Raw genomic sequence first — 25,171 nt, forward strand, 5'->3', positions numbered from 1 at the left:
TTCAAAGGAGTTCCATGGCGTCCGAGACCCGGCGCACGCACCATCAGGTGACGTTCGCGGTGCTTGCGGCCAGTGTCAGCGTCTACGCGCTGCTCCAGTCGCTGGTCACCCCGGTCCTGCCGACGATCCAGGCATCCCTGCACACCTCGCAGAACACGGTCACCTGGGTACTGACCGCGTACCTGCTGTCCGCTTCGATATTCACCCCGATCATGGGCCGGATCGGCGACATGGTCGGCAAGAAGCCGGTCTTCGTGGCCACCCTGGTCGCGCTGGCCGCGGGCTCGCTGCTGGCGGCGCTGGCCACCAACGTGACGGTGATGATCATCGCCCGGGCGATCCAGGGCGTCGGCGGCGGCGTGCTGCCGCTCGCCTTCGGCATCGTCCGCGACGAGTTCCCCCGCGACAAGATGAGCGGCGCGGTCGGGGCGATCGCCTCGCTCGTCGCGGTTGGCGGCGGTCTGGGCATCGTGCTGGCCGGCCCGATCGTGAACGCGCTCGACTACCACTGGCTGTTCTGGCTGCCGATGGTGCTGACCATCGTGGCGGCCGCGGCCTCGCTCTTCTTCGTGCCGCCCACCCGCACCCGCACCCCGGGCCGGATCAGCTGGGCGCCGGCGCTGCTGCTGTCGGCGTGGCTGGTGGCACTGCTCGTCGCGCTCAGCCAGGCGTCGGTGTGGGGCTGGGGCTCGGGCAAGGTGATCGGCCTGATCGTCGCCGCCGTGGTGCTCGCGGTCGCGTGGGTCGAGACCGAGCGCCGCTCGGCGACGCCGCTGATCGACATGCGGATGATGAGCCGCCCCGCGGTGTGGACCAACAACACGGTGGCGCTGCTCTTCGGCGTCGGCATGTACTCGGTCTTCGCGTTCCTGCCGGAGTTCGTGCAGAGCCCCAAGTCCACCGGCTACGGCTTCGGTTCGTCCATCACCCAGTCCGGGCTGATCCTGCTGCCGATGTCGGTGGCGATGTTCCTGGTGGGCCTGGGCGCCAACACCCTGGCCGCCCGGATCGGCGGCAAGACCGTGGTGCTGCTCGGCTCGGTGATCAGCGCGGTGTCGATGGCGCTGCTCGCCTTCGCGCACACCGCGACCTGGGAGCTGTACATCGCCACCGCGGTGATGGGCGTCGGCTTCGGCCTGGCCTTCGCGGCGATGTCGAGCCTGATCGTGAGCGCGGTGCCGGCCGAGCAGACCGGTGTGGCCAGCGGCATGAACGCCAACATCCGCACCATCGGCGGCTCGATCGGCGCGGCCCTGATGGCCAGCGTCGTCACCTCCAACCCGGCGGCCGACGGCCTGCCGCGCGAGGCCGGCTACACCCACGGCTTCGCGATGCTCGGCGTCGCGCTGCTGGTGGGCGCGCTCGCCGCGCTGCTGATCCCGGTGAGCCGGCGCGGCACGCTGGTGGCGGGCTCGACGGAGGAGAACGAGCCGGCGCACGCGCCGCTCACGGCGGTACCTGGCGGTACGGTCATGAGCGACACGTCGGAGTGAGGTCCGGCGCCGGCGGACCCGGTGCCACCCTCACCGGAGGGGCCGGCACCGGGACGAGTCGCACGATCGGAAGTGGACGATGGCAGCGCAGCACCCCGTGCACGAGTCGGGGCACGGTTCCGTACCGGACAGCGCCGCGCGCGACGCCGAGTGCGGCGAGCACCCGGCGCCGCCGGCCGCGGCCGGCCCGTCGGCCGGCGCCGACCACGTCACGCAGCACCGGCCGATGCGGCGCGACGCCGCGCGCAACCACCAGCTGGTGATCGCCGCGGCCCGCGAGGTCCTCACCGAGTACGGCACCGACGCCAGCATGGAACTCATCGCGTCCCGCGCCGGGGTCGGGGTCGGCACGCTCTACCGGCGCTTCCCGAACAAGGAGGCGCTGGTCGACGAGATCGCCGCGCAACTCCTCGGCGAGCTGGTCGGCCAGGCCCGCACCTCGCTCTCCCACCCCGGCGGCACCGGATTCGAGGCGTTCGTACGGGTCTTCGGCCGCTGGCTGAGCGAACACCGCGGCTACGCCCACAAGTTGATCGGGCGCACCGAGGCCGCGTGCGTGGAGCAGCTGCGTGACCTGATCGACCGGCTCCTCGACCAGGCGAAGGCGTCCGGCCGGATCGACCCGCACATCGAACTCGGCGACGTGATGACGCTGATCTGGGGGATGCGCGGGGTGGTGGAGACCAGCGGCACCGTGACGCCCGACGCCTGGCAGCGCTACACGGACATCCACCTGGCCGGGATGCGCGCGCCGGGCGCCCCGAGCACGCGCTCCGCCGTCACCCGCGAGGAGTTGACCCGCATCAACGCGGGCGGCTGACGGCCGCCGGGGCTTCGGCCCCGGCACCGGCGCGGCCCCCGGCGGCGGGCCACGGCGCTCGGGCGTACGCCCCGTCATCGCCGCCGCGCGAACGCCGCGTGCACCCCGCGCGACACCCTGACGCCGCCGCCCAGCCCCTCGATCGCGTCGTGCAGCGCCCGCTGGAGGGCCGCCAACTGCCCTGGGTCCAGGGCCTGGTGGTCACTGAAGGTGGCGATGAGCCCGACCCAGTCGTCGGCGCTCACCGTCGCCTCCCAGCGGTACTGCCGCACCTCGAACGGCTCGAACTCCCCGATCGGCTCGAAGGGTTCGCTCCGTGTCTGGTGCGGGAGGTAGCTGTGCGTCCTCGCCCGCGGCGCGTGCTCGTCGTAGAGCCGCTGGAAGAGCGCCGCGTCGTCGTCGGCGAGGAGCAGGTAGCTCCAGAACAGGGCGAGCGTGCCGCCCGGCCGCAGCAGCGACGCGGCCTTCCCGGCGCCGCGGGCCGGGTCGATCCAGTGCCACGCGTCGCCGCAGGTGATCAGGTCGAAGGTGCGGCCCGCGGCCTCCCATGCCTCGAACGCCCCGAGCTCGACCGGCAGTCCGTGTCCCCGCGCCACGGCGGCCATCCGCGCGTCGATCTCCACTCCGAGCACCCGCGTCCCGCGGCCGGCCAGTGCGACGGCGACCTTGCCGGTGCCGCAGCCGACGTCCAGCGCGTCGCGGGGCGCACGCGCGACCAGGTCGTCCACGAGTCCGGGCGGCGGGGAGGGCCGGAACCGGTCGTACTGCTCGCTGACGGAGCCGAAGGAGAGCGCACTGGTCCGGTCCAGGTGGTACGCGGGCGTCTTCGTCACGGCGCCGAGCGTAGTGGGCGCGGTGCGCGGCCGGACCGTCACGACGGGACGGCCACGGCGGGACCGTCACGGCGGCGGCCCGCGGCGGTCCTCAGACGGCGCGTTCCATGCAGACCAGCCGCTCCCGCTCGTCCCACGACGCGGTGACGGTGAATCCGAGCCGCTCGTACAGCGCGATCGCGTCGGTCCGCCACTCCCACACCGACAGCCGCAGGGTGCGCACACCGCTCCGCGCGGCCCACGCGAGGGCGGCGCGGACCAGGCCGGACGCGACGCCCCGCCCGCGGTACGCCGGATCGGTCCAGAGCCTCTTGATCTCGGCCCTGCCCTCGACGGGGTCGGTCACCACCAGGCAGCCCACCGCCGCGTCGCCCGCGTTCCCCGCGTCGCCGCCCAGTGCCAGCAGCACGACGTCGGCGGCGAAGGCGGCCTCCGGGTCGGCGATCTCGGCGCGGTAGCGCTCCGGCAGGTTGTCCACTCCGGCGACGGCCTCGCCCTTCTCGGCCTGCGTCCGCAGATGGTAGGCCGCCAGCAGCTCGGCCGGCCCCTCCTGGGGTTGCGCGCCCGGGTCCCGGTCAGGCCAGCGGACGACGGCGACCTCGTGTCGATCAGTCATGCCGCCAGCATCACACGTCGCAGGTCAGGACCAGTGCAGGGGCCCCGAGCCGCTCCCGGTACGCCAGGACACCGCACCGCCGGGGCGGTACGGTGCGACGCCGGAGCGGTGCGGGCGGAACGCGTCAGCGGCGGGTGCCGCAGTCCGGGCAGAAGGCCGCGCCCGCGGGGAGCTGGGCGCTGCACGAACCGCAGGTGTCCTGCTGCGCGAGCTGGTGGCCGCAGCCGGGGCAGAAGGCCGAACCGTGGGTCTCGGCGCTGCACTGCGGACAGACCAGCTGGCGCGGGGTGTTCACCGCGAACGACTGCCCGGAGTTCTGGCCGGCGGCGTAGGCGCGCTCGGAGACCATGTCGTTGAGGCCGCGCTGCTGGGCGGCGACCGCCTCGGCGGCGGTGTCGGGCGCGCAGGTCAGGCAGATGCCCTGGCCGGCGTTCCAGCAGCGGTTGCAGACGTAACCGGTGCAGCGCGGGCAGCGGTTGAAGTGGCCCTCCGCGTTGCTGATCGCGCGCTGGAACGCCGCGTCGCGGGCGCTGCCGTAGCCGGCTCCGGCGAGGCCGTCGGCCGCCGTGGACATGCCGCTGCCGGCCCGACCGAGCATCCCCCAGGCCGCGTTGACGCCCTTGCCGACCCAACTGGCCATCCGTCCGCCGGTGTACGCCTCGAACCGCGAACGCCAGGTGTCGTTGCACCGGTTGCAGGAGAACTCGAACTGGAACCCCGCGCCCGTGCCCTGTTCCTGGCACAGATCGCGGTAGTTGTTGCTGAAGTAGATCTCCGCGGTCACCGGTCGCCCTCCCCGAGCAGTCTCCGGCCGGGCCCGTACCCGCCGGTCGTCCCCCACCGGCAAGGGACGCCCCGTACGTCCTCCCGGTTCTGCGGGCCGGTCCGGCACCGCAGGCAGGCATACTTTCCCACATCCGGGGGCCTCCGGGCGCCCCTGTCCGCGGCCCCGAACGCCCCACCGCGCCCCGCTCCTCCCACCCCCATCACCAGGCACTGACGACCCACCTCCCACGGCCGCGCGGCACCGTGCGGAGGCGGCCGGGCGGGCTCGGGGCAGCGCGCCCGGGCAGCACGCGGCCGCGGCCGCCGGGACCCGGATCGGGTGCGGCGGCCGCGGCCGGATGGACGTGCCGGGGTCAGCCCTGGCGGGCCTTGCCGCGCGGGTCCTTGCGGTTGATCACGTAGACCTTGCCGCGGCGGCGGACGATCTGGGCGCCCGGCCGGCCCTTCAGGGAGCGAAGCGAGTTGCGAACCTTCATGGCGGCGCCTTTCTGCTCGTAGTCTCTACGGTGCAGGGGCGACAACCGCGGCGCACGCGCGTTCATTCCGCGCGGGCGGGCGGCCCAGGAGGGGACGGCCGAGGCCATGACCGACGCACCGCAGGACGGCACCGAGGGCACCGACGCGACGAAGCGCGCGGGAGGAGCCGAGGACGACGACGGCCCGGACTTCTCCAGCCCGGGTTTCTCCAGTCCCGACTTCTCCAGCCCGGACTTCACCAGCCCCGGCGGCGACCGGATCGGCGACTTCACCCCGCCCGACTACGAAGTGCCGCCGTTCAAGGGCCCCGACTACGAGGCCGAGGACGCCGACGACCTCGTGCCCGAGGAGGCGGGGTTCTCCAGCCCCGGCTTCTCCAGTCCGGACTTCACCAGCCCCGGCCCGATCGACGACCCCGAGGACCACTGAGCCTCGGCCGAGCCTTCCGCCCTGCCTGCCCGGCCCCCGGTGCGGGCGGGGCGCTCGCATGATCCGGCTCGCACCCGCGAAGGGCGTCAGCCCTCGTCGCCAGCCGTCGACCATCACCGTCGTCCGTCAGCGTCAGCCCTCAGCCCAGACGGTCGGTCCGGACCGTCAGGTCGGCGATGTGCGCGAGCATCGCGTCGAGTGCCGCCTCCAGCGGGGCGGTCTCGCGCCGGGTCTGGGTGAGCAGGAGCCCGCCCTGCAGAGCGGCGAGCAGAGCCAGTGCGAGCTGGTCCGGGTCGGCGTCGCGCCGTAGCTCCCCGCGGTCGTGCATCGCGTGGATACCGGCCCGGATCGCCGCCTCCCAGCGGGCGAAACCGTCCACGAGGTCGCCGCGCGCCACGTCGTCGCTCTCGGCGAGTTCGCTGGCCAGCGACCCGATCGGGCAGCCGCCCTGGCAGTGCCGCTCCCGCTGCAGGTCGACCACGAGATCACGCCAGGCCCGCAGCGCCGGCAGGGAGTCCAGGCTGCTCAGCAGCGGCTCCTGGGCGTCCAGCACGGCCTGCGTCTGGTGCGCTATCACCGCGCGGACCAGGGCGTTCTTGTCCGCGAAGTAGTGGTAGATCTGCGAGGTGCTGACCCCGGCCGCGGCACGCACGTCGTCGGTGCTGGTACCCGCCACGCCGCGCTCCAGCATCAGCCCGGCCGCGGCGGCCACGATGCGTCCCCGGGTGGCGGCGCCCTTGCGGGTCAGCCGCTGGGGGGCCGTCGGGTCGGACCCGGGAGGCGAGTCGATGCTCATGCGCTCAGCGTAGCGCGCCACGCCGGTTTCTGGAGTTGACACTCCAATCCTTCTGTGCCAAGAATGGAGTCATCGCTCCAATCTTTACCGGCGGCGACGACTTCGGCGGCGGGCACCCCGTACGTCCACGCGGGCCGCGCACCGCGCAGCGCACACCACTACAGAAACCAGGCGGATCACCATGGAGTTCGAAGGCCGCAAGGCACTGGTCACCGGCGGCACCGCCGGCATCGGCCGGGAGGTCGCCCTGCAACTCGCCACCGGGGGCGCCGAGGTCATCGTCACCGGGCGCAACGCGGAACGCGGCGCGGCGACGGTCGCCGCGATCGAGGACGCGGGCGGCAAGGCGCGCTTCTTCGCCGCCGACATGACCGACCTCGACTCGGTCCGGCGGCTCGCCGAGGAGGCCGCCGATGTCGACATCCTCGTCAACAACGCCGGCATCTTCGACTTCAGCCCGACCGCCGAGCAGACCGTGGCGTCGTTCGACGCGATGTTCCAGGTCAACGTGCGGGCGCTGTACTTCCTCACCGCCGCGATCGCGCCGCGGATGGCCGAGCGCGGCGAGGGCAGCGTGGTCAACATCAGCACGATGGCCGCGACCATCTCGCTCCCCGGCAGTTCCGTCTACGCCGCCACCAAGGCCGCGGTGAACTCGCTGACCCGCACCTGGGCCGGGGAGTTCGGCACGTCCGGGGTGCGCGTCAACAGCGTCTCCCCCGGCCCCACGCTCACCGAGAGCGCTCCGCTGGAGATGGTCGACGCGCTCGGCTCCACGACGCTGCTGAGCCGGCACGCGAGCACCGAGGAGATCGCCGCGGCGGTGGTCTTCCTCGCCTCGCCCCGCGCCACGTACATCACCGGCGCCACGGTCCCGGTCGACGGGGGCCGCGCCGTCGCGTGACCCGGCGGTGATCGAGGGGTCCGCGGGCCGGGCCGTACGGCCGTGCCGCCCGGCCCGGGTCAGCCCGCCGTCGGCGTCGCCGTCGCCTTCACAGGTGCCGTCGCTGCTGCCGTCGTCGGGGAGAGTTCGCGGGCGGCCGCCCGGCCCACCGCGTCCGCGACGACGGCCAGGTCAGGGGAGTCGAGCTTCCACTGCTGCCAGTACAGCGGCACGTCGATCGGCCGGCGGGCGGCGAGTTCGACGAGGGTGCCCGCCGCCAGATGGGGACCGGCCTGCAGGTCCGGGATCATGCCCCAGCCCAGCCCGGCGGCGACCGCGTCGAGATACGCCTCGGACGAAGGCATGTAGTGCCGGGCGCGGGTGGCCGCGCGGGCCTGCCGGGGTGCGAGCCCGCGCAGGAACCGGTCCTGGAGTTCGTCCTTGCGGTCGAAGACGATGACGGGGGCGGCCGGCAGCGCCTCGCGCAGCGGACGGTCGGCGATCCAGCGGGCGGCGAACCGGGGCGCGGCCCTGGCCCGGTAGCGCATCCGGCCGAGCGCCCGCACCGAGCAGCCCTGCACGGCCTGCGGCGAGGAGGTGACCGCGGCCATCACCCGGCCCTGGCGCAGCAGCGCCGCGGTGTGGTCCTCGTCGTCGCGGTGCAGGTCGAAGAGGATGCCGCGGTCGGCGGCGGCCTCGGCGAGCGCGGGCAGGAACCAGGTCGCCAGCGAGTCGGCGTTGACCGCGATCGGCAACGTGGCGGGGCCGAGTGCGTCGCCGAGGCCGAGTTCGGCGCCGGCGTCCTGCTCCAGCCGCGCGAGCTGCCGGCCGAACCGGACCACGACCTCGCCCGACGCCGTCAGCCGCACCGGCTTCGTCCGCAGCAGCAGCACCCGGCCGGTGCGCTGCTCCAGCGCCTTGATCCGCTGGCTCACCGCGGACGGCGTGACGTGCAGGGCCTCGGCCGCCGCCTCGAACGTGCCCTCGTCCACGGCGGCCAGCAGCGTACGCACCTGGTCCAGCGGAAGCCCCGCCATCGACCCGCACCCCACTTCCTGCCGCCCGCGCCGGCGCCTTCGTCGGCGCCGCCCGCCACCGCCGCCGTCCGGCCCGGAAGCCGTACGGAGGGTGTTAAGGAATCCTCATGCTACCTAAGAATCATTAGCTGGCCTGTACGATCCGCCCGCTCCTAGCCTCGGTCCATGCACGCAGCTCTCCTCGCCGCCCTGGCGGGCCTCGGTACCGGTCTGACCCTCATCGTGGCCATCGGCGCCCAGAACGCGTTCGTGCTGCGCCAGGGCATCCGCCGGGAGCACGTGCCCGCGGTGGTCGGGATCTGCGCCGCCTCCGACGCCGTGCTGATCGCGGCGGGCATCGGCGGCGTCGGCACCGTCGTACGCCGCTGGCCGGCCGCAGTGACCGCCACCGGGTGGATCGGCGGCGCGTTCCTGGTGACGTACGGCGTGCTGGCCGCCCGCCGGGCGCTGCGGCCGCAGCGGCTCTCCGCCGCCGAGGGCGCGGGCGCCTCCGCCCGCACCGCCGTCCTCACCTGCCTGGCGCTGACCTGGCTCAACCCGCACGTCTACCTGGACACGCTGCTGCTGCTCGGCTCGGTCGCCAACTCCTACGGCGGCGCGCGCTGGCCGTTCGGGGCGGGCGCGGTCACGGCGAGCGTGCTGTGGTTCAGCGGCCTCGGCTTCGGCGCGCGGCTGCTGCGCCGCCCGTTCGCCCGGCCCGGGTCCTGGCGGGTGCTCGACGCCGTGATCGCCGTGAGCATGGTCTGCCTGGGCGTCCTGATGGCGACCCGGGCGTGAGACGGCGCCGCCGCGACCGTACGAACCGGGCCGGGATCGCGCTTGGCCGGCCGCCGCCCGACACGGCCCCAACGCCCCTGTTCCGCGCGGCGGTTCAGCCGAGAAGGGGTCCGCCCCACGCGGCGCCGGGGGTGGTGCCGCCCTGGTGGACCGGGCGGAAGCCGATCACGGCGGCGTCGTCGCGGCGGTTGCCGACGCCCGACAGCAGCTGGGCGCAGATCTCCGCGAGGGTCAGCCCCTCCGCGCGGGCGGTTTCGGCGATCCGGGCGAGCGTCGCCATGCCCTCGCCGAGGTCCGTGCCGGGCACCTCGATCAGGCCGTCGGTGTAGAGCAGCAGGGTGTCGCCGTTCTTCAGTTCGTGGTGCCAGGTGGTGCGCGGCATCGACGGTGCCACGCACAGCGGCAGGTCCGGGCCCGCGCCGTGCAGGTAGCGCGGCTCGCCATCGGCGGGCAGCAGCAGTGGCGGCGGGTGGCCGGCGTTGGACCAGGCCACGTGCCAGCGGCCGCCGGCCCGCGGCACCAGGTTGGCGTGCACCACCGTGACCAGCGGCGCGATGTTCAGGCCGTCCACCACCCGGTCCAGCTGGGACAGGCTCTCGGCCGGGCTGTTCGGATGGTCCTGGTCGTAGGCGATCACCCGCAGCATGCTGCGCAGTTGGCTCATCGAAGTGGCGGCGTCCAGGTCGTGGCCGGCGATGTCGCCGATGGTGAGGGTGACGGTGCCGTCGGGCAGCAGCAGCGCGTCGTACCAGTCGCCGCCGATCTCCGCGGTCTTGCTGGCCGGCTGGTAGTGCGCGGCCAGCTCGGCGCCGGGCACCCGCGGGGTCGCCGACAGCAGGGCGCGCTGGAGGGTCAGCGCGGTGTGCCGGGTGCGTTGCAGCTCCACCGCCTGCCGCAGCGGCTCGCGCACCTCGTGCAGGATCTCGCCGAGCAGCGCGAGGTCCGCGGAACCGGGCGGCGGGCTGTCCGCGCAGCCGGCCGCGCAGGCGAACGCGACCACGGCCGAGTCGATCACGATCGGCACCAAGGTCAGGCTGGTGGCCCGCGCCGCGCGCAGCCACTTCCTGGACATCTCCGACAGCACGCCGTCGGGCGGCTCGCCGGCGGGGAAGACCAGCAGCTTGGGGCGGCTGCTCTCGATCACCTGCTGGGCGACCGAGCCCACGATGTAGGGCTGGTTGCTCAGCGGGGGCATGTCCGGCAGGCCGGAGCGGGCGGTGGACGCCACCCGGACCGCGGTGAGCGGGCCGCCGATGCCGGCCGAGGGCAGCATGAAGACCGCGCACGCGTCGGTCAGGTCCGGCACCACCGCCGCGGCGACGGCGGCGAACGCGTCGGGCACGTCGTCGGTGCCGGTGACGGTGGCCACCCGTGCCAGCAGCCGCTCGCGCAGCCGGTTGCGCCACTGGTCCTCGATGTCCGCGGTGGCGCCGATCCACTCCACCAGCACCCCGCCGCGCTCGATCGGCACGGCGCGGGACTGCACGTGCCGGTACTCGCCGGAGGCGGTGCGCAGCCGGAACGTGCACACGAACAGGGACGGGGTCCCCTCGGACGCGTCGATCCAGGTGCGCACCAGCCGGGTCCGGTCGTGCGGGTGCACCGCCCTGAGCCACTCCTGGTCGATCACCGGCCGCCACGGGCTGCCGGTGAAGTCCTCGAAGCCGCCGACCAGCTCGGTGATGTCGCCGTTGGGCTTCATCAGCCAGACGATCTGCGTGACGGCGGACATCAGCGCCTCGTACCGCTGCAACGCCTTCTGCCGCTGCTCGGAGAGCAGCTGCGCGGCCTCCACCGCGTCGACCTGCGGGGTGGTGTCGACCGCCACGGCCAGCACGCCGGGACCGAACCGGGAGACCACCGGGGAGCAGCTGTAGACGAAGTGGCGGCGGCCGGGCGCGCCGGGCGCGGTGCCGTCGGTGGTGCGGGTATCGGTGACCTGGCGGGCGGCCCGGTCCCGGTACACCTGGTCGAGCATCTTCAGGAAGCGGGCGGCCCTGGGCTCGGTGAACACGTCCGCGGACCGGGCGCCCAGTTCCCGAGGCCCGAACAGGGCGCGGAACGCCTCGTTGATGTACACCAGCCGGTGCTCGTCACCGGCGGTCAGGGCAACGGCAACGATGGCACGGTCGAACACCTCTGGTTCGAGCTCGGGCACGCCCGTTTCGCCGCCGATCCGCCTCATCCTCCGATCATCGCTCGCCACGGCCCACCGGGCGCGCCGAAAGGGCCGGGCGTTCGCACATGTGACCGGCTACGGCGCCCAGGGGAGCACTGCCCCGCGGCTCGGGCGGCCGGGCGGCCGTCGGCGGGCCGGGCCGGGCCGCTGCCGTTACGGTGGGTACCGGGGGCGGCACGCCGGCCCGGCGCCGCGACGGGCGGACGGCGGCCTCGGGGACTTCCGGGGGCCATCGCAGAGCCACCAGGACTTCGAGGACCCGCGAGGGCCCTTCGGGGACCTTGGGGGACCTTGGGGGGACAACCGAAGAGCACCCGCGGCACCGCCGACCACGCAAGGAAGTCGCGCACCATGACCTCAGCGCCCACGATCCCCGATGTCACGCTCAACAACGGTGTGGTGATCCCGCAGCTCGGATTCGGCACCTACCTGATCGAGCCGAAGGACACCAAGAAAGCGGTGCTCGCCGCGCTGGAGACCGGCTACCGGCACATCGACACCGCCGAGATGTACGGCAACGAGAAGGAGGTCGGACAGGCCGTCCGCGCGTTCGGCCTGGAGCGCTCCGACGTCTTCGTCACCAGCAAGCTCAACAACGGCTTCCACGCCTACGGGGACGCGCTCACTGCGTTCACCCGCAGCCTGGACGACCTCGGCATGGAGTACCTGGACCTGTTCCTCGTGCACTGGCCGCTGCCCGCGGTCGGCGACTACACCGAGACCTGGCGGGCGATGGAGGAGATCTACCGGTCCGGCCGGGTCAGGGCGATCGGTGTGTCGAACTTCCAGACCACCCACCTGAACCGGCTCTTCCAGGAGACCTCGGTGGTGCCCGCGGTCAACCAGATCGAGGTGCACCCCTACCTCACGCAGGACGAGCTGCGCGCGTTCGACGCCGACCACGGCATCGCCACCGAGGCGTGGTCCCCGATCGCCCAGGGCAAGGTCCTCGGCGACCCGGTGATCACCGCGATCGCCGCGCGGGTGGAGCGCACCCCGGCCCAGGTGACGCTGCGCTGGCACCTGCAGCGCGGCGACATCGTCTTCCCGAAGTCGGTGACGCGCTCCCGGGTCGAGGAGAACTTCCGGCTCTTCGACTTCGAGCTGACACCCGACGACATGGCGCAGATCAGCGCGCTGGACCGCGGCGAGCGGACCGGCCCGGACCCGGACACGTTCAACTGGGTGCCGTGACCGGTCCCGCGCGGCGCGCAGCGCGCTGACCTCTCGGTCGGCGCGCAGCGCGCTGACCTCTCGGTCCAGGTCAGGCGGAGGTCTCCAGCAGCCGCCGCAGGTCCTCCGCCATCCGCAGCGCGGCCGCGCGCCCGTCTCCGCCGAGGGAGCCGGCGTCCGCGGGCCGCGCCCGGTCCACGACCACCCGCAGCGCGGCCGCCGCGTGCCGGGCGAACAGCGCCAGCAGGTCCAGCTCGCTCAGGCTCGACCTGGCCTGGGGCACCGGGTCGAGCACCTCCAGCACGCCCAGCACCCGGTCACCGTGCGTCAGCGGCGCGGCCATCAGCGAGTCGGGCACGTACTCGGTGGACTCGGCGAAGTCCCGGTCGAAGGAGGCGCTGCGGGACAGGTCGTCCACGACCATGGGCTCGCCCGAGGAGACCACCCAGCCGGCGATCCCGCTCTCGGCCGGGAAGCGCCGCCCCACCAGAAAGCTCTCGCCCTGGCCCGAGACGGCCTGGAAGACCAGCTCGTGGCTCGACTCGTCCAGCAGGAACACCGAACTGGCCTGGGCGCCGAAGATGGCCCGGGCCGTGTCGACCACCGACTGCATCAACTCCTGCGACAGCGGATCGGTCTCTGCGTTGCTCTGTGTCACGAAGCACCCCTGATGCCCAGTTGGACGTTGGCCGCGGAAAGGTAGAGCGCGTTCTTGAGCTGGAAGGTCGTCATCCGGCGGTGCCGGGACAGGATGCGGGCGCAGAGCCCGGCGATGTAGGGCGTGGCGAAGCTGTTGCCCGTGGTCCTGATCGTCGCCCCGCCGAGCCACGCCACCTGCACGTTCTGGCCCGGGGCGAAGAACTCCACCGGGGGGCTCGGGTTGTACAGGTGCAGCTCCGGGTCGTCCTCCTGGTGGCTGCCCACCGAGATCACCGAGGCGAAGCGCCAAGGGAAGCTCTCCACCGGCGTGTTGTGCGCGGAGGCGACGATCGCGGTGCCGCGGAAGTACGCCTCGTCGGCGAGCACCCGCAGTTCCTCGGCGAACTGCGGCCGGGTGGTGGACAGGCTCAGGTTGATCACGTCGAAGCCCTGCCGGATCGCCCAGCGCAGGCCCGCGAGCAGGACGTCGCCGGTGCCGCCGAACCCCTTGCCGAGCACCTGCACGCTGTACAGCTCGCACTCCGGAGCGGTTCTGCGGATGATGCCCGCGCAGGCCGTGCCGTGGCCGCAGGTGTCGGTGGCGTCGGTTTCCACGACGCTGGTCCCCGTCTCGTCCTTGCGGACCGTCCAGGCCCCGTCGACCCTGCCGATCAGCGGATGGCCGTCCTCCACCCCGGAGTCGACGACGCACACCCGCACGCCGGTGCCCAGCGCGCCGGCCCAGTCCCGGTCGGGCGCCGGCCGCTCGCCGTCCGCGGCGACCAGTACGTCCTCGGGGCGCTTGCCGCGCAGACTCCAGGTGAGTCGGGGACCGGCGCCCTGCTCGGCGGTTGTCATTCAGCAGCCTCTCGCGTTCTGGCGGTGTCACGTTCCGGTGCGGGGGTGGCCGGGGGTCCGGCGGGCCGGGGTGCGGCGGCCCGGCGGCGGGCGGCTCATGTCGGGACCCGGTGCCATCCGGCGGCGTGCCGCGCCCCGGGCAGGTGGCCCTTGGCCTCGAACTGCCGGGCGGCCTGGGCGGCGGCCTGACGCGCGTCGTCCGCGCGGCCGGCCTGGCGCAGGACGTCGGCCCGGTCCAGCCAGGCGGTCGCCAGCAGGACGGGCGAGTCGGTGCCGGCCGCGGTGCGCACCGCGCGGGCGGCCAGCGCCTCGGCCTCCTCGGCGCTGCCGCGCGCGGCGGCGATCCTGGCCTGGAGGCCGTCGAGGTCGGCGGTGTCCGAGGCGGCCTGGTCGCCGTCCGCCGGCTCGGCCGCCGCCGTGCCCGGGGCCCGCGCCAGCCGCGTGGCCGCGTCGCCGTAGCGGCCGGCGTCCAGCAGCAGCCGGGCCGACTCCCGGGCCACCACCCCGCGCAGGCCGTCGGCCTGGAGGCTCGCGGCGGCGCCGTCGGCCTCGTCGAGCAGGTCCAGCGCCCGGCCGCCCTCACCCGCCAGCGCCGCCACGGCGGCGGCGAACAGCGGCAGCACCACGCGGCCCTCGGCGTAAGCGAGTTCACCGGCCAGCCGCCGGGCCCTGGCCAGGCAGGCGTGCGCGTCGTCCCACCGCTCCTGGAGCGCGAGCAGCACGGCGAGCGGGCAGTTGAGCGTGAGCCGTACGGTGGGGCGCTGCTCCCCGTGCTCGGCCAGCAGCGCGCGGCTGCGGGCGACCGCCGAGGGGACCGGCTGCGGGCCGCGCCACAGCGAGACGCCGATCGCGCCCAGCGCCAGGGCCCGTTCGGGTTCCGCACCTGCCCGGCGGGCGTGCGTCAGGGCCCGGGACAGCAGGCCGTCGGCCGCCACGTGCCGGCCGTGCGACTGCCGCTCCTGCGCGATCCGGATGCACGCCCGCGCCTGTCCGAGGTCGTCTCCCGCACTCTCGAAGACCGGCAGCGCCCATTGGGCGACGGTTCCCGCGCTGCTCCCGTCGGGGGCCGCGGACACGGCGGCCAGGGCCAGCCGCGCGTGCGCGGCCTCCACCGGGCGCACCGCCTCGCGCGGTTCGGCGTCCGCCGCGGCGAGCACTCCCAGCAGCAGCGCCCGGCCCTCGTCCGTACGGCCGGTCGCCAGCAGTACGTCGCCGAGCCGCCGGGCCGCCGCCGCCCACTCGGGCTCGCCGTCGGCGGCCAGCTCCACGGCCCGCTCCAGCAGCCCCGCCGCCCAGGCCAGGTCCGAGCGGGCAAGCGCCCTGGAACCGCTGTCGATCAGCAACCGGACGGCGTCCAGCCGCAGTTCGTCGGTGTGGGCGCCGAGGACGCCGAGCTCGGCGCGGTAGCGGTAGGCGTGCTCCAGGTGCCCGGCGACGGCGGCGGTCGCCTCGGCGGACGGCAGGCGCCGGGTGCCGCGGGGCGGTGCGTCCTGCGCGCCGCCCGACGGGCCGCTGCCCGAAGGTCCGGTGCCCGTGGCGCCGCTGTCCGACGCGCCGCCGCTTGGCGTGGCCCCGCCCGCGAGCCGGTCGGCCAACGCCCGCGCGGCGTGCTCGTGCCGCTCCGCCCGGGTCCGCTTGGCCATCGACTGGTAGGTGACCTCGTGCACGAGACCGCTGCTGAAGCGCAGCGGGTACGTGCCCGGCCGCGGCCGGTCCGCGGGCCGCAGCAGGCGGTGCCGGCCGAGCCGGGCGAGGGCCGCGCCGACCGGCCCCGGTACCGGAGCCGGCGACTCCGGTTCCGCCGCCGGCGCTTCCGTGGCGTGCAGCGCGCCGCCGGGTGCGCCCTCCCGGTCGCCGGCCACCAGGTCGGCGACCTCGTCGGCGGTGAACTCCCGCCCCGCGACGGCCGCGATGTCCAGCGCGGCGCGCTCCGCGCGGCCGAGCGCGCCGATCCGCGCGCCGAGCAGCGCCTGAAGGGTGGTCGGCAGGTCGCCGCCGCCGTCGGGGCGGTACCCGGAGTCCGGCTGGGTGAGGGCGGCGATGAGCATCTCCAGGTAGAAGGGGTTGCCGCCGGCGGACTCCAGGACCTGCGGCGGCACACGCGTACCCCGGCCGCCCCGGGCGGAGCCGGCCAGGGCGCCAGGGCCGGCCCCGGCACCGGCCGCCGTAGCGGTCCCGGCCGGGCTCCTCCCGCCGTCCCAGTGCGCGCCGACCTCGGTCAGCGCGTCGGCCACCGCCTCGGCCTCCGCCGTGGTCAGGCCGGGCAGGGTCAGCGACCGCGCCCCGCCGCCGCCCCATCCGGTGCGGCGGTCGGCCAGGTCGGGACGCGCCGCGCAGACGAACAGCACGCCGGCGGCGGCGAGTTCGGCGCACAGCGTGGCGACCACCGCAAGCAGCGGATCGCTCGCCCAGTGCAGGTCGTCCAGCACCAGCACGACCGGGCGGCTGCGCGCGAGCACGCCCAGCAGGCCGGTCAGTGCCGCGCAGGTGTCGTCCGTCGACGGGTTCGGCGTGCCGTCCTCCAGCAGCCCGGCCGACAGCACGGCCAGCGCGGCGCCGACCTCGTCGCGTTCCGCGGCGGCCGGATCGGACGAGGCGGCGCCGGCCGCGGCGCACCGGGCGCCGCCCAACTCCCGTACCGCCCCGGAGTCGTCGGCCCGCACCGGCCACAGGTCCGGGAACTCGTCGAGGAGTTGGCGTACGGCGTCGGCCAGCGGCGCCAGGCTGCCGCGCTCGCCGTACGGACGGCAGCGCCCCGAGCCGTAGTTGAAGGCGCGGCCGGACCGCTTGCGCCACTCGTGGATCAGCCGGGTCTTGCCCATGCCGGCCTCGCCGAACACCGTCACCAGGTTCGGGCCACGGCCGTCCCGGGCCGCGACGGTGCCCAACGCCTGCCGCAGAACTGCCAGTTCGCGGGTCCGGCCGACGAAGGGCACGTCGAAGCGGCGGGTGACCTCCGGCTCCTCCTCGACCACGGCGACGAGCCGGTACGCGGTGACCGCGTCCTCCTTGCCCTTCAACCGCAGCGGGCCGACGCGTTCGGTCAGGGCGCTCGCCCCCGCGGCCCGGCGGCTCTCCGGGCCGATCAGCACCTCGCCCTCGGCGGCGTTCTGCTCCAGCCGCGCCGCGACGTTGACCGTCTCCCCCGACACCAGCGCCTGCCGGGACGAGACGTCCGACGCCGTTACCACGGGGCCGGTGTTGATGCCGATCCGGACGCCGATCCTGATGCCGAGCGACGGCCCCAACTCGGTGTCGTTGAGCCGCTGCACGGCGTCCAGCATGGCCAGCCCGGCGGCCAGCGCCCGCGCCGCGTCGTCCTCGTGGGTCACCGGGACGCCGAAGACGGCCATCACGGCGTCGCCGATGAACTTCTCGACCGTCCCGCCGAACTCCTCCAGGCACTCCCGCATCCGCTCGAAGTAGCGCAGCACCACGGTGCGCAGCGTCTCCGGATCGAGCACGCCGGACAGCGCCGTCGATCCGACCAGGTCGCAGAAGACCACGGTCACGACCTTGCGCTCCTCCTGCGGTACTCCCGGGGCCCGCACGGCGGCCGGGGTGCCGCAGGACGGGCAGAAACGCGCCTCGGACGGAAGCTCGGCATCGCACGCAGCGCAGCGCATGGTCGGGTCCCTTCCCGCTGGTCGTGGAGCGGCTCAGAAGAGCGCGCCTCCGGCGATCTCGCTGTGGGCCTGCACCTCGGGGCCCACCTCGTCCAGCCGCGCCTTGATGTCGAGCATCATCGACAGCTCCTCGGAACTCAGCGCGCGCAGCACGTCCCGCTGCTCCTCGGTGAGTTCGGAGACGCCGAAGCCGTGTGACTCCAGCACGTCGAGGGTGTCGTCGGCCGGGTGGCCGCCGACCGCGCCCCGCCCGGTCCCGCTGCCGCTGCCGTTGCCGTTGCCGTTCCGGTCCTGCGCCGCCCCGTCGCTCATGACGTGTGCGTCCTCTCCCTGGAGTGATCCGGCTCCGCTGCCCGGCCGATGTGCGCGAACAGCTCGACGAGGCCGTCCACGGTGTGCAGCGCGCTCATCACGACCGCGTTCACCAGGGACGGGTCCAACGGCAGCTCGTCGAGCAGGGCGAAGAGCGCCGCCGTGTGTCCGGTGTCCAGCTCGGCATGGCCGCGTACGGTGCGCAGCGCCGCCTCGGGCACCCCGGCGGCGGCGATCCGGTCCGCCAGCCAGGGCGCGGGCGCGTTGCCCTCCAGTACGGCGATGTAGCCGAGCAGCGCGACGGGATGGTGGTACTCGATCCAGTAGTGCTGCGCGCCGGCCAGCCGGGCGACGACGGGCGGCGGCTGCCGGTCCAGGACCACCGCGGGGTCCCCGCCCAGCGCGGCGATGTCGGCCAGCAGCCAGTCGTCGTGGCCGCGTTCCTCCTCGATGTGCCCCCGCAGGTACTCCGCGAGCGGCCCGCACACCGGGTCGGCCGGGCCGAACACCGTTTCCGCGGGACCGACTTCGGCGCAGCGCAGCACCGCCCGTTCCATCAGCGGCACCGACGCGCGGATCACGCCGTGCATCGCCGCCAGGTAGCCGCCGTAGCGCGGGACGAGTCCGGGCGAGCGCCACATGGCGGCGGTGGCGGACCGCACCGCGGGCGCGGTCAGCCGCAGCCGGGCCCGCAGCGCCGTGCTCGCGGACACCGCCGTACCGGCGCTCATCGCTCCGCTCCGAACAGCGCGACCAGGTCGGCGTACGGCGCGCAGCCGTGCCGCCGCACCAGCGCGACCGCGCCCGCCTCGGCCTGGCCGCGGGCGGCGTACCGGTCCAGTAGCGCGCCCGCCGGCCCGCCGCCGGCCGCGGTCACGGCGGCCAGCACGGCGGGGTCGTCGCCGACCGCGCGGCAGCCCTCGCAGTAGCCGCGGCGCACCGCGGCCGACCCGGCGGCGCCGTACCGGTGCTGGAGGTTGGCCGGGCCGACGGTCCTGATCATCCGTAGCACCGGCGAGCCGAGCACCCGGGTCCGGATCGCCGGCCAGCCGTCCGTGCCGATGTGGCCGAGCGTCAGGTGGACGGGGGCGGGTCTGCGGTCGACGACGTCCTGGTTGCAGCAGGCGACGACCGTGCCGTCGGCCGCGACGACCGGCCAGGCGGCCATCGAGCAGGGCAGCGCCCGCTCCGGATCGGGCAGCGCGGTGTCGGCGGTGGCCCAGGAGGCGGCGCGCCCCACCCGGCGCAGCGAGTTGACGAGCATCGGGACGCGGTCGCCGAAGGTGCGGCGGATGTCCGCGGTGACGTCGGCGAGGTACGGGTCGTCGGTGCCGGCGCCGACCAGGTGGAAGCTGGTGGCGATGCCGGCGTCCAACACCCGCCGGACGAGGGCGAACACGGGGGCGCGGCCGGTCTCGCGCTCGTGGAAGGCGTCGAGGCTCACCGAGAAGTGGTCGACGGAGGTGACGGCCCGCCAGATCCGCTCCGGCACGGCCGCGGCCTGCCCGGGGCGGTCAACGCGGCCGGCGAAGAAGGCGCCAGTGAGCAGCGCGGTCCTGGTGCCCGCCGTACGCGCGGACTTGGCGATCGCGGCGACCAACTCGGGCCGCAGCAAAGGCTCTCCGCCGGTCATCATCAGCACCGAGGGATGCTGCTCGGGGGTGAAGGTGCCGACGAAGGAGCGGAGTTGAGCGGCGTCCGGCTCGCCCGAGGCCATGGTGGCGGAGGTGGAGCAGTGCGCGCAGTGCAGGGGGCAACGGCCGGTGACGGTCAGAAGCAGTCCCGCGCCCGGCAGCGGACGCAGTGTCATCAGTTCGGCGAGTTCCATCACACGCTCCCTCATCGTCCTCCCGAAGTGTCGGCGGGTGCGGTTCGAGGCAAGGTCGGAAACGGTATGGAAACGGTATGTCCGCAGCTCGGAGCCGTGGGCGACCGGGCGGCGGCCACCGTTTGCGGGGCACCGCTTCCGGAGCACGCTTGCGGGCCCCCGCTTCCCGACCACCTCCGCCGGTCCGGAAGCGGGTGCCCGCCGCCCGGGCCTCAGGCGGTGGCGCGGGGCAGCGGTCGCACGTGCAGCGCCTGCCGAAGGGATTGTTCACGCGCGTAGACCTTCGCCAACCGCGGAAGTTCGTACAGCGCCGCGTGCGCGGTGACCTCGCAGTCCGGCGCCGGCAGCGCGCCCGCGTCCATCAGCGACTCCAGCTTGTGCAGGGCGTCGTCCTGGTCGCAGGTGAGCGCCTCGGCGGCCTGGCGGAGCGTGAAGGGCCCCTCGGGCAGCTCCGCCAGCAGGCAGAGCGTGGCCTGGTCCGCCGCGGCGAGCTCCCTCCATCCGCTCGCCAGCCGCGGCCGCACGTCGGCGTCGCCCGCGACCAGTTCGTCCAGGACGGCCCTGCTGTCGGCCAGCCGCTCGGCGTACTCGCACAGCGGCAGGTACCGCCGCACCGCGAGTTTCAGGCCGCTCACCCTGACCGCGAGCGGCAGCATCCCGGTCGCGGCCACGATCCCTTCGGCCGCCTCCGGACACGACCGTAGCCGCTCGTGCCCGACGATCCGGCCCAGCAGTTCGAGGCTCTCGGCCTGGTCGAACGCGGCCAGCTCCAGCCGGTTCGCCGCCACCAGTCCCGCCAACTGGGCGCGTGCGGTGACCAGTACGGCGCTGGCGCCGGTGTCGGGGACGAGCGGCCGCACGGACGCCTCGTCGGCCGCGTCGTCCAGCACCAGCAGGACCCGGCGGGGTGCCAGCCAGGCCCGCCACGCGGCGGCGACCTCGTCGGCGTCGCTCTCGTCCCGCTGTTCGGGGAGGTCGGCCATCCGGGCCAGTTCGGTCACCAGCGAGGCGGCCGGGCGCGGATGGCCGGTCGCGTCGCGCATCCGCAGCAGCACCCGGCCGTCGGGGAACTCCGCCGCCAGACCGTGCGCGGTGTGCACCGCGAGCGCGGTCTTGCCGGTGCCGACCGGACCGGTGAGGACGGTGAGGCGCCGCTCGCCGTCCAACAGGCCGCGCAGCGACCGCAGATGCCGGTCGCGGCCGGTGAAGTCCGCCAGGTCCTGCGGGAGGAGGGTGCCCAGCGCGCCGCCCGCGCGGCGCGGCGCGGTCCGCCCGCCGGAGGCGGCGAAGGGGCCGCCGGGCTCGTGCGGACCGCCGCCGAGGATCGACCGGTAGAGCGTCTCCAGCGCGGCGCTGGGCTGAAGTCCGTACTCGACGGCGAGCAGTTGGCGCAGTCCGGCGTACGCGGCGAGCGCCTCCGTCTGCCGGCCCTGGTCGAACAGCGCGGTCATCTGGACCGCGCGGAGCCGTTCACGCTCGGGGTGGCGTTCGACCAGGTCCCCCACGGTCTCGGCGACCTCGGTGGCGCGGCCGAGCCGCAGCTCGACCTCGGCCCAGTCCTCGTAGACCTGGAGGTGGCGGCTGTCGAGGCGTTCCGCCTCGGATCTGACGGCGGGCGAGAAGCGCAGCTCGCGCAGCGGGAGTTCCTGCCACAGACCGAGCGCCTCGCGCAGCATCCGGGACGCCGGTCCTAACGCGCCCTGCGCGGTGGCCTCGCGGGCGGACCTGGCCAGCCGCTGGAAGCGCAGGGCGTCCAGCTCGTCGTCGCGCACCCGTAACAGATAGCCGCCCGCGTGATGGGCGAGCCGCTCGCCGGCCCCGACCCGGTCCAGCAGCTTGCGCAGCGCGGAGATGTACACCTGGATGTTCTTGCGCGCGGTGCGCGGCGGCCTGCCGTCCCACAGGGTGTCGGTCAACAGGTCGAGCGACACCGGGGTGTTGGGGCGGCACAGCAGCATCGCCAGCAGCAACCGCTGCTTGAGCGGACCGAGCGGGAGAGGGCCGCCGGCCGTGCCGACGGACAGTGGACCGAGGACGGTGAGCCGCAGGCTGTCGTGCGCGGTTTGCGCTGGTTCGGCCATTTCTGGTTTCACCTTTCCCACCGGCTGATCCGGACAGCGGATCGTGAGCTGAGATGAATGACATCAGCCGGATGACTTATATCAGACGATGTCGCCCAGGTGAACAGGGCAACGTCCCCATCGTTCGGGGCTGTTGCCGCCAACCCCCGCCGAACTGCGGCGATACCGACCTCATACCGCGGATAGACCGGTTCCGAATTCGCCGGTCCTACCTTCTGAGACGTTCCCAGCAACGCTTCACATCCGCCGAGACGAGGAGACGATCATGGCTGACGCCGTCGACCCGACCAACGAGGACAACGCCGCCGAGACCGAGACCGACAACGAGGTCGAGGCGCACTCCGAGGCCCCGCTGGACCTCCAGGAGATGGGTGTGAACTCGCCGGTGGTGGCCCCCGGCAGCACGGTCAGCCTGGCTGCCTGCGCCTGACCGGACGATGTGGGTGGCGCGCCCTCGCGGCGCGCCACCCACACACGCGTTGTGCCGGTGCGGCCCGCCCGGGCCGTCCGGAGGCCCGGAACCGACAGGAGTCGACCATGGCCGATGCCGCAGAACCCAGTTCCGCAGTGCCCAGTTCCGCTACGCCCGACGACGGGCAGAGCGCGCCCGAACCAGCCGCCGACGGGGGCGAGTTCGAGGTGGAGGCACACCTCGCGGGGCCGCTCGACCTCCAGGGGATGGACGTCAAGACGTCCGTGACCGCCCCAGTCCCCACCTCGCTCAGCGCGACCAGCGTCATCGTCTGCTGCTGACGCCCGCCCGACGCCCGCCCGAGGTCGCCCCGCCGGCGCGAAGCCGGCCCGCCGCCCCGGCCGGCCGCCCCGTCGATCCGCCCCGTCGATCCGTCGATCCGTACCGGAGAGGCCCATGATCCCGTTCCCGTTCGTCGTCGCGGACCGAGACTTCTACGCACCGCTGGAGACCACCCGCGACCGCGGGGAGATCTACCGTCCCGAGCGGGTACCGGACGGCTGGACCGAGACCGAGTCCGGCATCTGGACGATGTGGCACCGGGGAAGGCAGTTGCGCGGTGTCGAGGACGGCTGGAAGGTGCACGTGTCCGCGCGACCCGGCCGCCAGCAGCACGTCCTCGACACCGTCGCCGCCGTCTGCTTCGCGCAGGACGTCGCCTTCAAGCACCTGGCCGGCCAGCTCTTCTACTGGTGGACGCACCAGAAGCAGGCCGCCCGGCAGCAGAGCGGCAAGTTCATCGCCGCGTATCCCACCAGCGTCCCCGCAGCCCGCGCCCTCATGGAGCGGCTGCGCACGGAACTCGCCGACGAGGAAGGCCCGTTCATCCTCACCGACCGGCGCTACCGGGACTCACGCACCGTCCACTACCGCTACGGCGCCTTCCTGCCGCGCGAGCGGGTCAACGCCGACGGCACGCACACCCTGCTGGTCCGCGGCGCCGACGGCGAGCTCCGGGAGGACCGCCGCGGCGTGTCCTTCCACCTCCCGCCCGGCATCACCGACCCCTTCGCCGAGCGCCGCCCCGCCGGCGCGAAGCCGGCCCGCAAGGCGGGGTCAGCACGCAGGACGGGGTCGGCCCGCAAGGCGGGTTCGGTGAGCTTCCACGGATACGTCTTCGAGGAGGCCCTGCAGTTCACCAACTCCGGCGGCGCCTACCGCGGCCTGGAACAGGCCACCGGCCGCCAGGTGTTCATCAAGGAGGCCCGCGCGCACACCGGCATCGCCCACGGCGAGACCACCGCGCCCGACCAACTGCGCTCCGAGTGGGCGACGTTGACCGCGCTGCACGAGACGGCGCCCGGCCTGGCCCCGCAACCGCTGGCCTACTTCCGCGAGTGGGAGCACGACTTCCTCGTCACCGAGTTCATCGAGGGCGAGACGCTCCAGCGCTGGATGGTCGCCCACCACGCCATGCTCGGCGTCGGTCGCGCACCCCACGAGTACGGCGACTACTACGCCCGCTGCGAGAAGGTGCTCGCGCGGATCGAGAGCGCGCTGGAGCAACTGCACGCGGCCGGCTACCTCTTCGTCGACGTCAGTCCCGGCAACGTGATGGTCGACGAGGACGACGGCATCCGGCTGGTCGACTTCGAGGCCGCCCAGCGCGCGGACGCCGACGAGATCCTGGTGATGGGCACCCCCGGCTACGCGGTCCCCACCGACCTCGTCGGCGACGACCGGCTGATCCACGACGAGTACGGGCTGGCCGGCCTGGCCCTGCTGCTCGTCGGGCCCTACCACCAGGTGGCGCAGCGCAACCCCGACACCCTCGCCCACCTGCGCGCCGACCTGCTGGAGCGGGCGCCGCTGCCGGAGCCGCTGTGGCGCAAGGCCGTCAGGTTCCACCAGCCGCGCGCCGCGGTGAAGGGCGTCACGCCCCTCCCGTCGCCCGCAGAGGTGGCCGCCGACCCGCTGCGGCACCTCGCCGAGCTGCGGGACCGTACCGCGGACGCGCTGATCGCCATGGCCGACCCGACCCACCCCGACCGGGTGTTCCCCACCATCGCCGACGGCTACCACAGCAACACCCAGTGCCTCGCCTACGGTTCCGCGGGCGTCCTGCACGCCCTGACCCGGGCCGGCCGCGCACTGCCGCAAGGGGCGCTGGAGCGGCTGCGCGACGACGCGTTCGGCGGCGTCGAGCGCCTGGCCCCGGGGCTGTTCGCCGGCGCCGCGGGCATCGCCTGGGTGCTCGCCGACCACGGCATGCTGGACGAGGCGCGGGACCTGCTCGCCGTCGCGGACCAGCACCCCCTCATCACCTCGGGGTCGTCGGCGACGCTCTTCGGCGGCACCTCCGGCGTCGCCCTCGCCCACCTGGCGATGTACGGCCGCACCCGCGACGCGTCGCACATCGAGCGGGCTCTGGAGCTGGCGGAGGCGCTGCCCTCCGACGCCGACCTCACCGAGTGCCTCGGCCCCGACGACGCCACCGGCGTCATGCACGGCCGGACCGGCATCGCCCTGATGCTCCAGCAGCTCGCCGCCGTCACCGGGTCGGCCGACGGGTTGAGCCGCGGCGTACGGCTGCTGCACGCCGAACTCGACCGCGCCACCGACCCCGAGGCGCCCGGCCTGGCCTTCCCGGTCTCCGCCACCGACCAGCGCAGCCTGCCGTACCTCTACTGCGGCTCCGCGTCGGTCGCGCACACCGCCGTCCGCTACGCGCGGGTGGTGGACGACGACCGGCTCGCGCGGGCGCTGCCGCTGCTGCTGGTCCCGATGCGCACCACGTACACCGTGATGCCCGGCCTGTGCCAGGGGCTGTCCGGCCTCGGTTTCGGCCTCGCCGAGTACGCGGAGGCGACGGGCGACGAAGCGGCCAGGGCCGACGCGATCCGCAGCGCGCGCGGGCTGTTCAAGTTCGCCGTGCCGCACGAGACCGGCGTCCGCTTCCTCGGCGACCAGCTCATGCGGTTCAGCGCCGACCTGTGGAGCGGCTCGGCGGGCGTGCTGCTCTTCCTGACCCAACTCCTGGACCCCGCGCCCGATCCGCTGTTCACCGTGGACGCGCTGGCCGGCGCGTACGCCCGTCCCGTCGTGACCCGGTGAGG

At 74.3% G+C, this 25,171-nt stretch carries 23 protein-coding genes; 9 read left to right on the forward strand and 14 right to left on the reverse strand.

Annotated elements, in window-relative coordinates:
• Nucleotides 1-14: 14 nt before the first annotated feature.
• Entirely contained in the window at nt 15-1,493 is a 1,479-nt protein-coding gene (locus OG370_RS05380; RefSeq protein WP_328461134.1) for an MFS transporter, read from the forward strand.
• A 79-nt stretch (nt 1,494-1,572) separates the two neighbouring features.
• The gene (locus OG370_RS05385) at nt 1,573-2,313 is read left to right on the forward strand and encodes a TetR/AcrR family transcriptional regulator (protein ID WP_328461136.1); all 741 of its coding nucleotides are present in this window, start codon (nt 1,573-1,575) and stop codon (nt 2,311-2,313) included.
• Nucleotides 2,314-2,387: 74 nt separating this feature from the next.
• Here OG370_RS05385 and OG370_RS05390 read toward each other — a convergent pair whose 3' ends face one another.
• The 4 genes from OG370_RS05390 to ykgO form a co-directional block, all read right to left on the reverse strand.
• Entirely contained in the window at nt 2,388-3,146 is a 759-nt protein-coding gene (locus OG370_RS05390; RefSeq protein ID WP_328461138.1) for a class I SAM-dependent methyltransferase, read from the reverse strand.
• A 91-nt stretch (nt 3,147-3,237) separates the two neighbouring features.
• Nucleotides 3,238-3,762 carry a GNAT family N-acetyltransferase gene (locus OG370_RS05395; RefSeq protein ID WP_328461140.1) on the reverse strand — a complete coding sequence of 175 codons (525 nt, stop codon included), beginning with the start codon at nt 3,760-3,762 and terminating at the stop codon, nt 3,238-3,240.
• 124 nt (nt 3,763-3,886) lie between these two features.
• The gene (locus tag OG370_RS05400; protein WP_328461143.1) at nt 3,887-4,546 is read right to left on the reverse strand and encodes a double zinc ribbon domain-containing protein; all 660 of its coding nucleotides are present in this window, start codon (nt 4,544-4,546) and stop codon (nt 3,887-3,889) included.
• A gap of 355 nt (nt 4,547-4,901) precedes the next feature.
• The gene (gene ykgO, locus OG370_RS05405) at nt 4,902-5,024 is read right to left on the reverse strand and encodes a type B 50S ribosomal protein L36 (protein ID WP_328461145.1); all 123 of its coding nucleotides are present in this window, start codon (nt 5,022-5,024) and stop codon (nt 4,902-4,904) included.
• A 106-nt stretch (nt 5,025-5,130) separates the two neighbouring features.
• On the opposite strand from ykgO, the gene OG370_RS05410 reads away from it, so the two are divergent.
• Entirely contained in the window at nt 5,131-5,454 is a 324-nt protein-coding gene (locus OG370_RS05410; protein WP_328461147.1) for a hypothetical protein, read from the forward strand.
• Between the two features lie 139 nt (nt 5,455-5,593).
• On the opposite strand, the gene OG370_RS05415 is transcribed toward OG370_RS05410, so the two are convergent.
• Nucleotides 5,594-6,250: a TetR/AcrR family transcriptional regulator gene (locus OG370_RS05415; protein ID WP_328461149.1), complete on the reverse strand. Its 657-nt coding sequence runs from the start codon at nt 6,248-6,250 to the stop codon at nt 5,594-5,596.
• Between the two features lie 181 nt (nt 6,251-6,431).
• Here OG370_RS05415 and OG370_RS05420 point away from each other — a divergent pair, with 181 nt between their 5' ends.
• The gene (locus OG370_RS05420) at nt 6,432-7,154 is read left to right on the forward strand and encodes an SDR family NAD(P)-dependent oxidoreductase (RefSeq protein ID WP_328461151.1); all 723 of its coding nucleotides are present in this window, start codon (nt 6,432-6,434) and stop codon (nt 7,152-7,154) included.
• A gap of 59 nt (nt 7,155-7,213) precedes the next feature.
• Here OG370_RS05420 and OG370_RS05425 read toward each other — a convergent pair whose 3' ends face one another.
• Complete coding sequence (locus OG370_RS05425; protein ID WP_328461153.1) at nt 7,214-8,170, reverse strand: LysR family transcriptional regulator ArgP; 957 nt, start codon at nt 8,168-8,170, stop codon at nt 7,214-7,216.
• Between the two features lie 165 nt (nt 8,171-8,335).
• Here OG370_RS05425 and OG370_RS05430 point away from each other — a divergent pair, with 165 nt between their 5' ends.
• Nucleotides 8,336-8,947 (forward strand): LysE/ArgO family amino acid transporter, encoded by a 612-nt coding sequence (locus OG370_RS05430; protein WP_328461155.1) that lies wholly within the window; start codon nt 8,336-8,338, stop codon nt 8,945-8,947.
• Between the two features lie 94 nt (nt 8,948-9,041).
• Here OG370_RS05430 and OG370_RS05435 read toward each other — a convergent pair whose 3' ends face one another.
• On the reverse strand, nt 9,042-11,132 hold the full coding sequence (locus OG370_RS05435) for a SpoIIE family protein phosphatase (RefSeq protein ID WP_328461157.1): 2,091 nt from the start codon (nt 11,130-11,132) through the stop codon (nt 9,042-9,044).
• Between the two features lie 345 nt (nt 11,133-11,477).
• On the opposite strand from OG370_RS05435, the gene OG370_RS05440 reads away from it, so the two are divergent.
• Nucleotides 11,478-12,320 carry an aldo/keto reductase gene (locus OG370_RS05440; protein WP_328461159.1) on the forward strand — a complete coding sequence of 281 codons (843 nt, stop codon included), beginning with the start codon at nt 11,478-11,480 and terminating at the stop codon, nt 12,318-12,320.
• 70 nt (nt 12,321-12,390) lie between these two features.
• On the opposite strand, the gene OG370_RS05445 is transcribed toward OG370_RS05440, so the two are convergent.
• The 7 genes from OG370_RS05445 to OG370_RS05475 form a co-directional block, all read right to left on the reverse strand.
• Complete coding sequence (locus OG370_RS05445; protein WP_328473810.1) at nt 12,391-12,912, reverse strand: GAF domain-containing protein; 522 nt, start codon at nt 12,910-12,912, stop codon at nt 12,391-12,393.
• 41 nt (nt 12,913-12,953) lie between these two features.
• Nucleotides 12,954-13,796 (reverse strand): S8 family peptidase, encoded by an 843-nt coding sequence (locus OG370_RS05450; RefSeq protein WP_328461161.1) that lies wholly within the window; start codon nt 13,794-13,796, stop codon nt 12,954-12,956.
• Between the two features lie 95 nt (nt 13,797-13,891).
• Nucleotides 13,892-17,422, reverse strand: a complete 3,531-nt coding sequence (locus OG370_RS05455) for an adenylate/guanylate cyclase domain-containing protein (protein WP_328461163.1) — start codon at nt 17,420-17,422, stop codon at nt 13,892-13,894.
• A gap of 33 nt (nt 17,423-17,455) precedes the next feature.
• Complete coding sequence (locus tag OG370_RS05460) at nt 17,456-17,629, reverse strand: aroma-sacti cluster domain-containing protein (RefSeq protein WP_328473812.1); 174 nt, start codon at nt 17,627-17,629, stop codon at nt 17,456-17,458.
• A 101-nt stretch (nt 17,630-17,730) separates the two neighbouring features.
• Nucleotides 17,731-18,465 carry an iron-containing redox enzyme family protein gene (locus OG370_RS05465; protein WP_328461165.1) on the reverse strand — a complete coding sequence of 245 codons (735 nt, stop codon included), beginning with the start codon at nt 18,463-18,465 and terminating at the stop codon, nt 17,731-17,733.
• Nucleotides 18,462-19,577, reverse strand: coding sequence for a radical SAM protein (locus OG370_RS05470; protein ID WP_328461167.1), 1,116 nt, complete (start codon nt 19,575-19,577; stop codon nt 18,462-18,464). Before OG370_RS05470 ends, OG370_RS05465 begins: the two co-directional genes overlap by 4 nt.
• Before the next feature lie 197 nt (nt 19,578-19,774).
• On the reverse strand, nt 19,775-21,643 hold the full coding sequence (locus tag OG370_RS05475) for a BTAD domain-containing putative transcriptional regulator (RefSeq protein WP_328461169.1): 1,869 nt from the start codon (nt 21,641-21,643) through the stop codon (nt 19,775-19,777).
• A gap of 265 nt (nt 21,644-21,908) precedes the next feature.
• Here OG370_RS05475 and OG370_RS05480 point away from each other — a divergent pair, with 265 nt between their 5' ends.
• The 3 genes from OG370_RS05480 (at nt 21,909) to lanKC (ending at nt 25,169) form a co-directional block, all read left to right on the forward strand.
• A complete protein-coding gene (locus OG370_RS05480; protein ID WP_328461171.1) occupies nt 21,909-22,073 on the forward strand; it encodes a hypothetical protein in 165 nt (54 codons plus the stop codon).
• 107 nt (nt 22,074-22,180) lie between these two features.
• Nucleotides 22,181-22,396 (forward strand): hypothetical protein, encoded by a 216-nt coding sequence (locus OG370_RS05485; protein WP_328461173.1) that lies wholly within the window; start codon nt 22,181-22,183, stop codon nt 22,394-22,396.
• A gap of 115 nt (nt 22,397-22,511) precedes the next feature.
• Complete coding sequence (gene lanKC, locus OG370_RS05490; protein ID WP_328461175.1) at nt 22,512-25,169, forward strand: class III lanthionine synthetase LanKC; 2,658 nt, start codon at nt 22,512-22,514, stop codon at nt 25,167-25,169.
• Nucleotides 25,170-25,171: the final 2 nt, after the last annotated feature.

This window comes from Streptomyces sp. NBC_00448, from assembly GCF_036014115.1.
GTDB lineage: Bacteria > Actinomycetota > Actinomycetes > Streptomycetales > Streptomycetaceae > Actinacidiphila.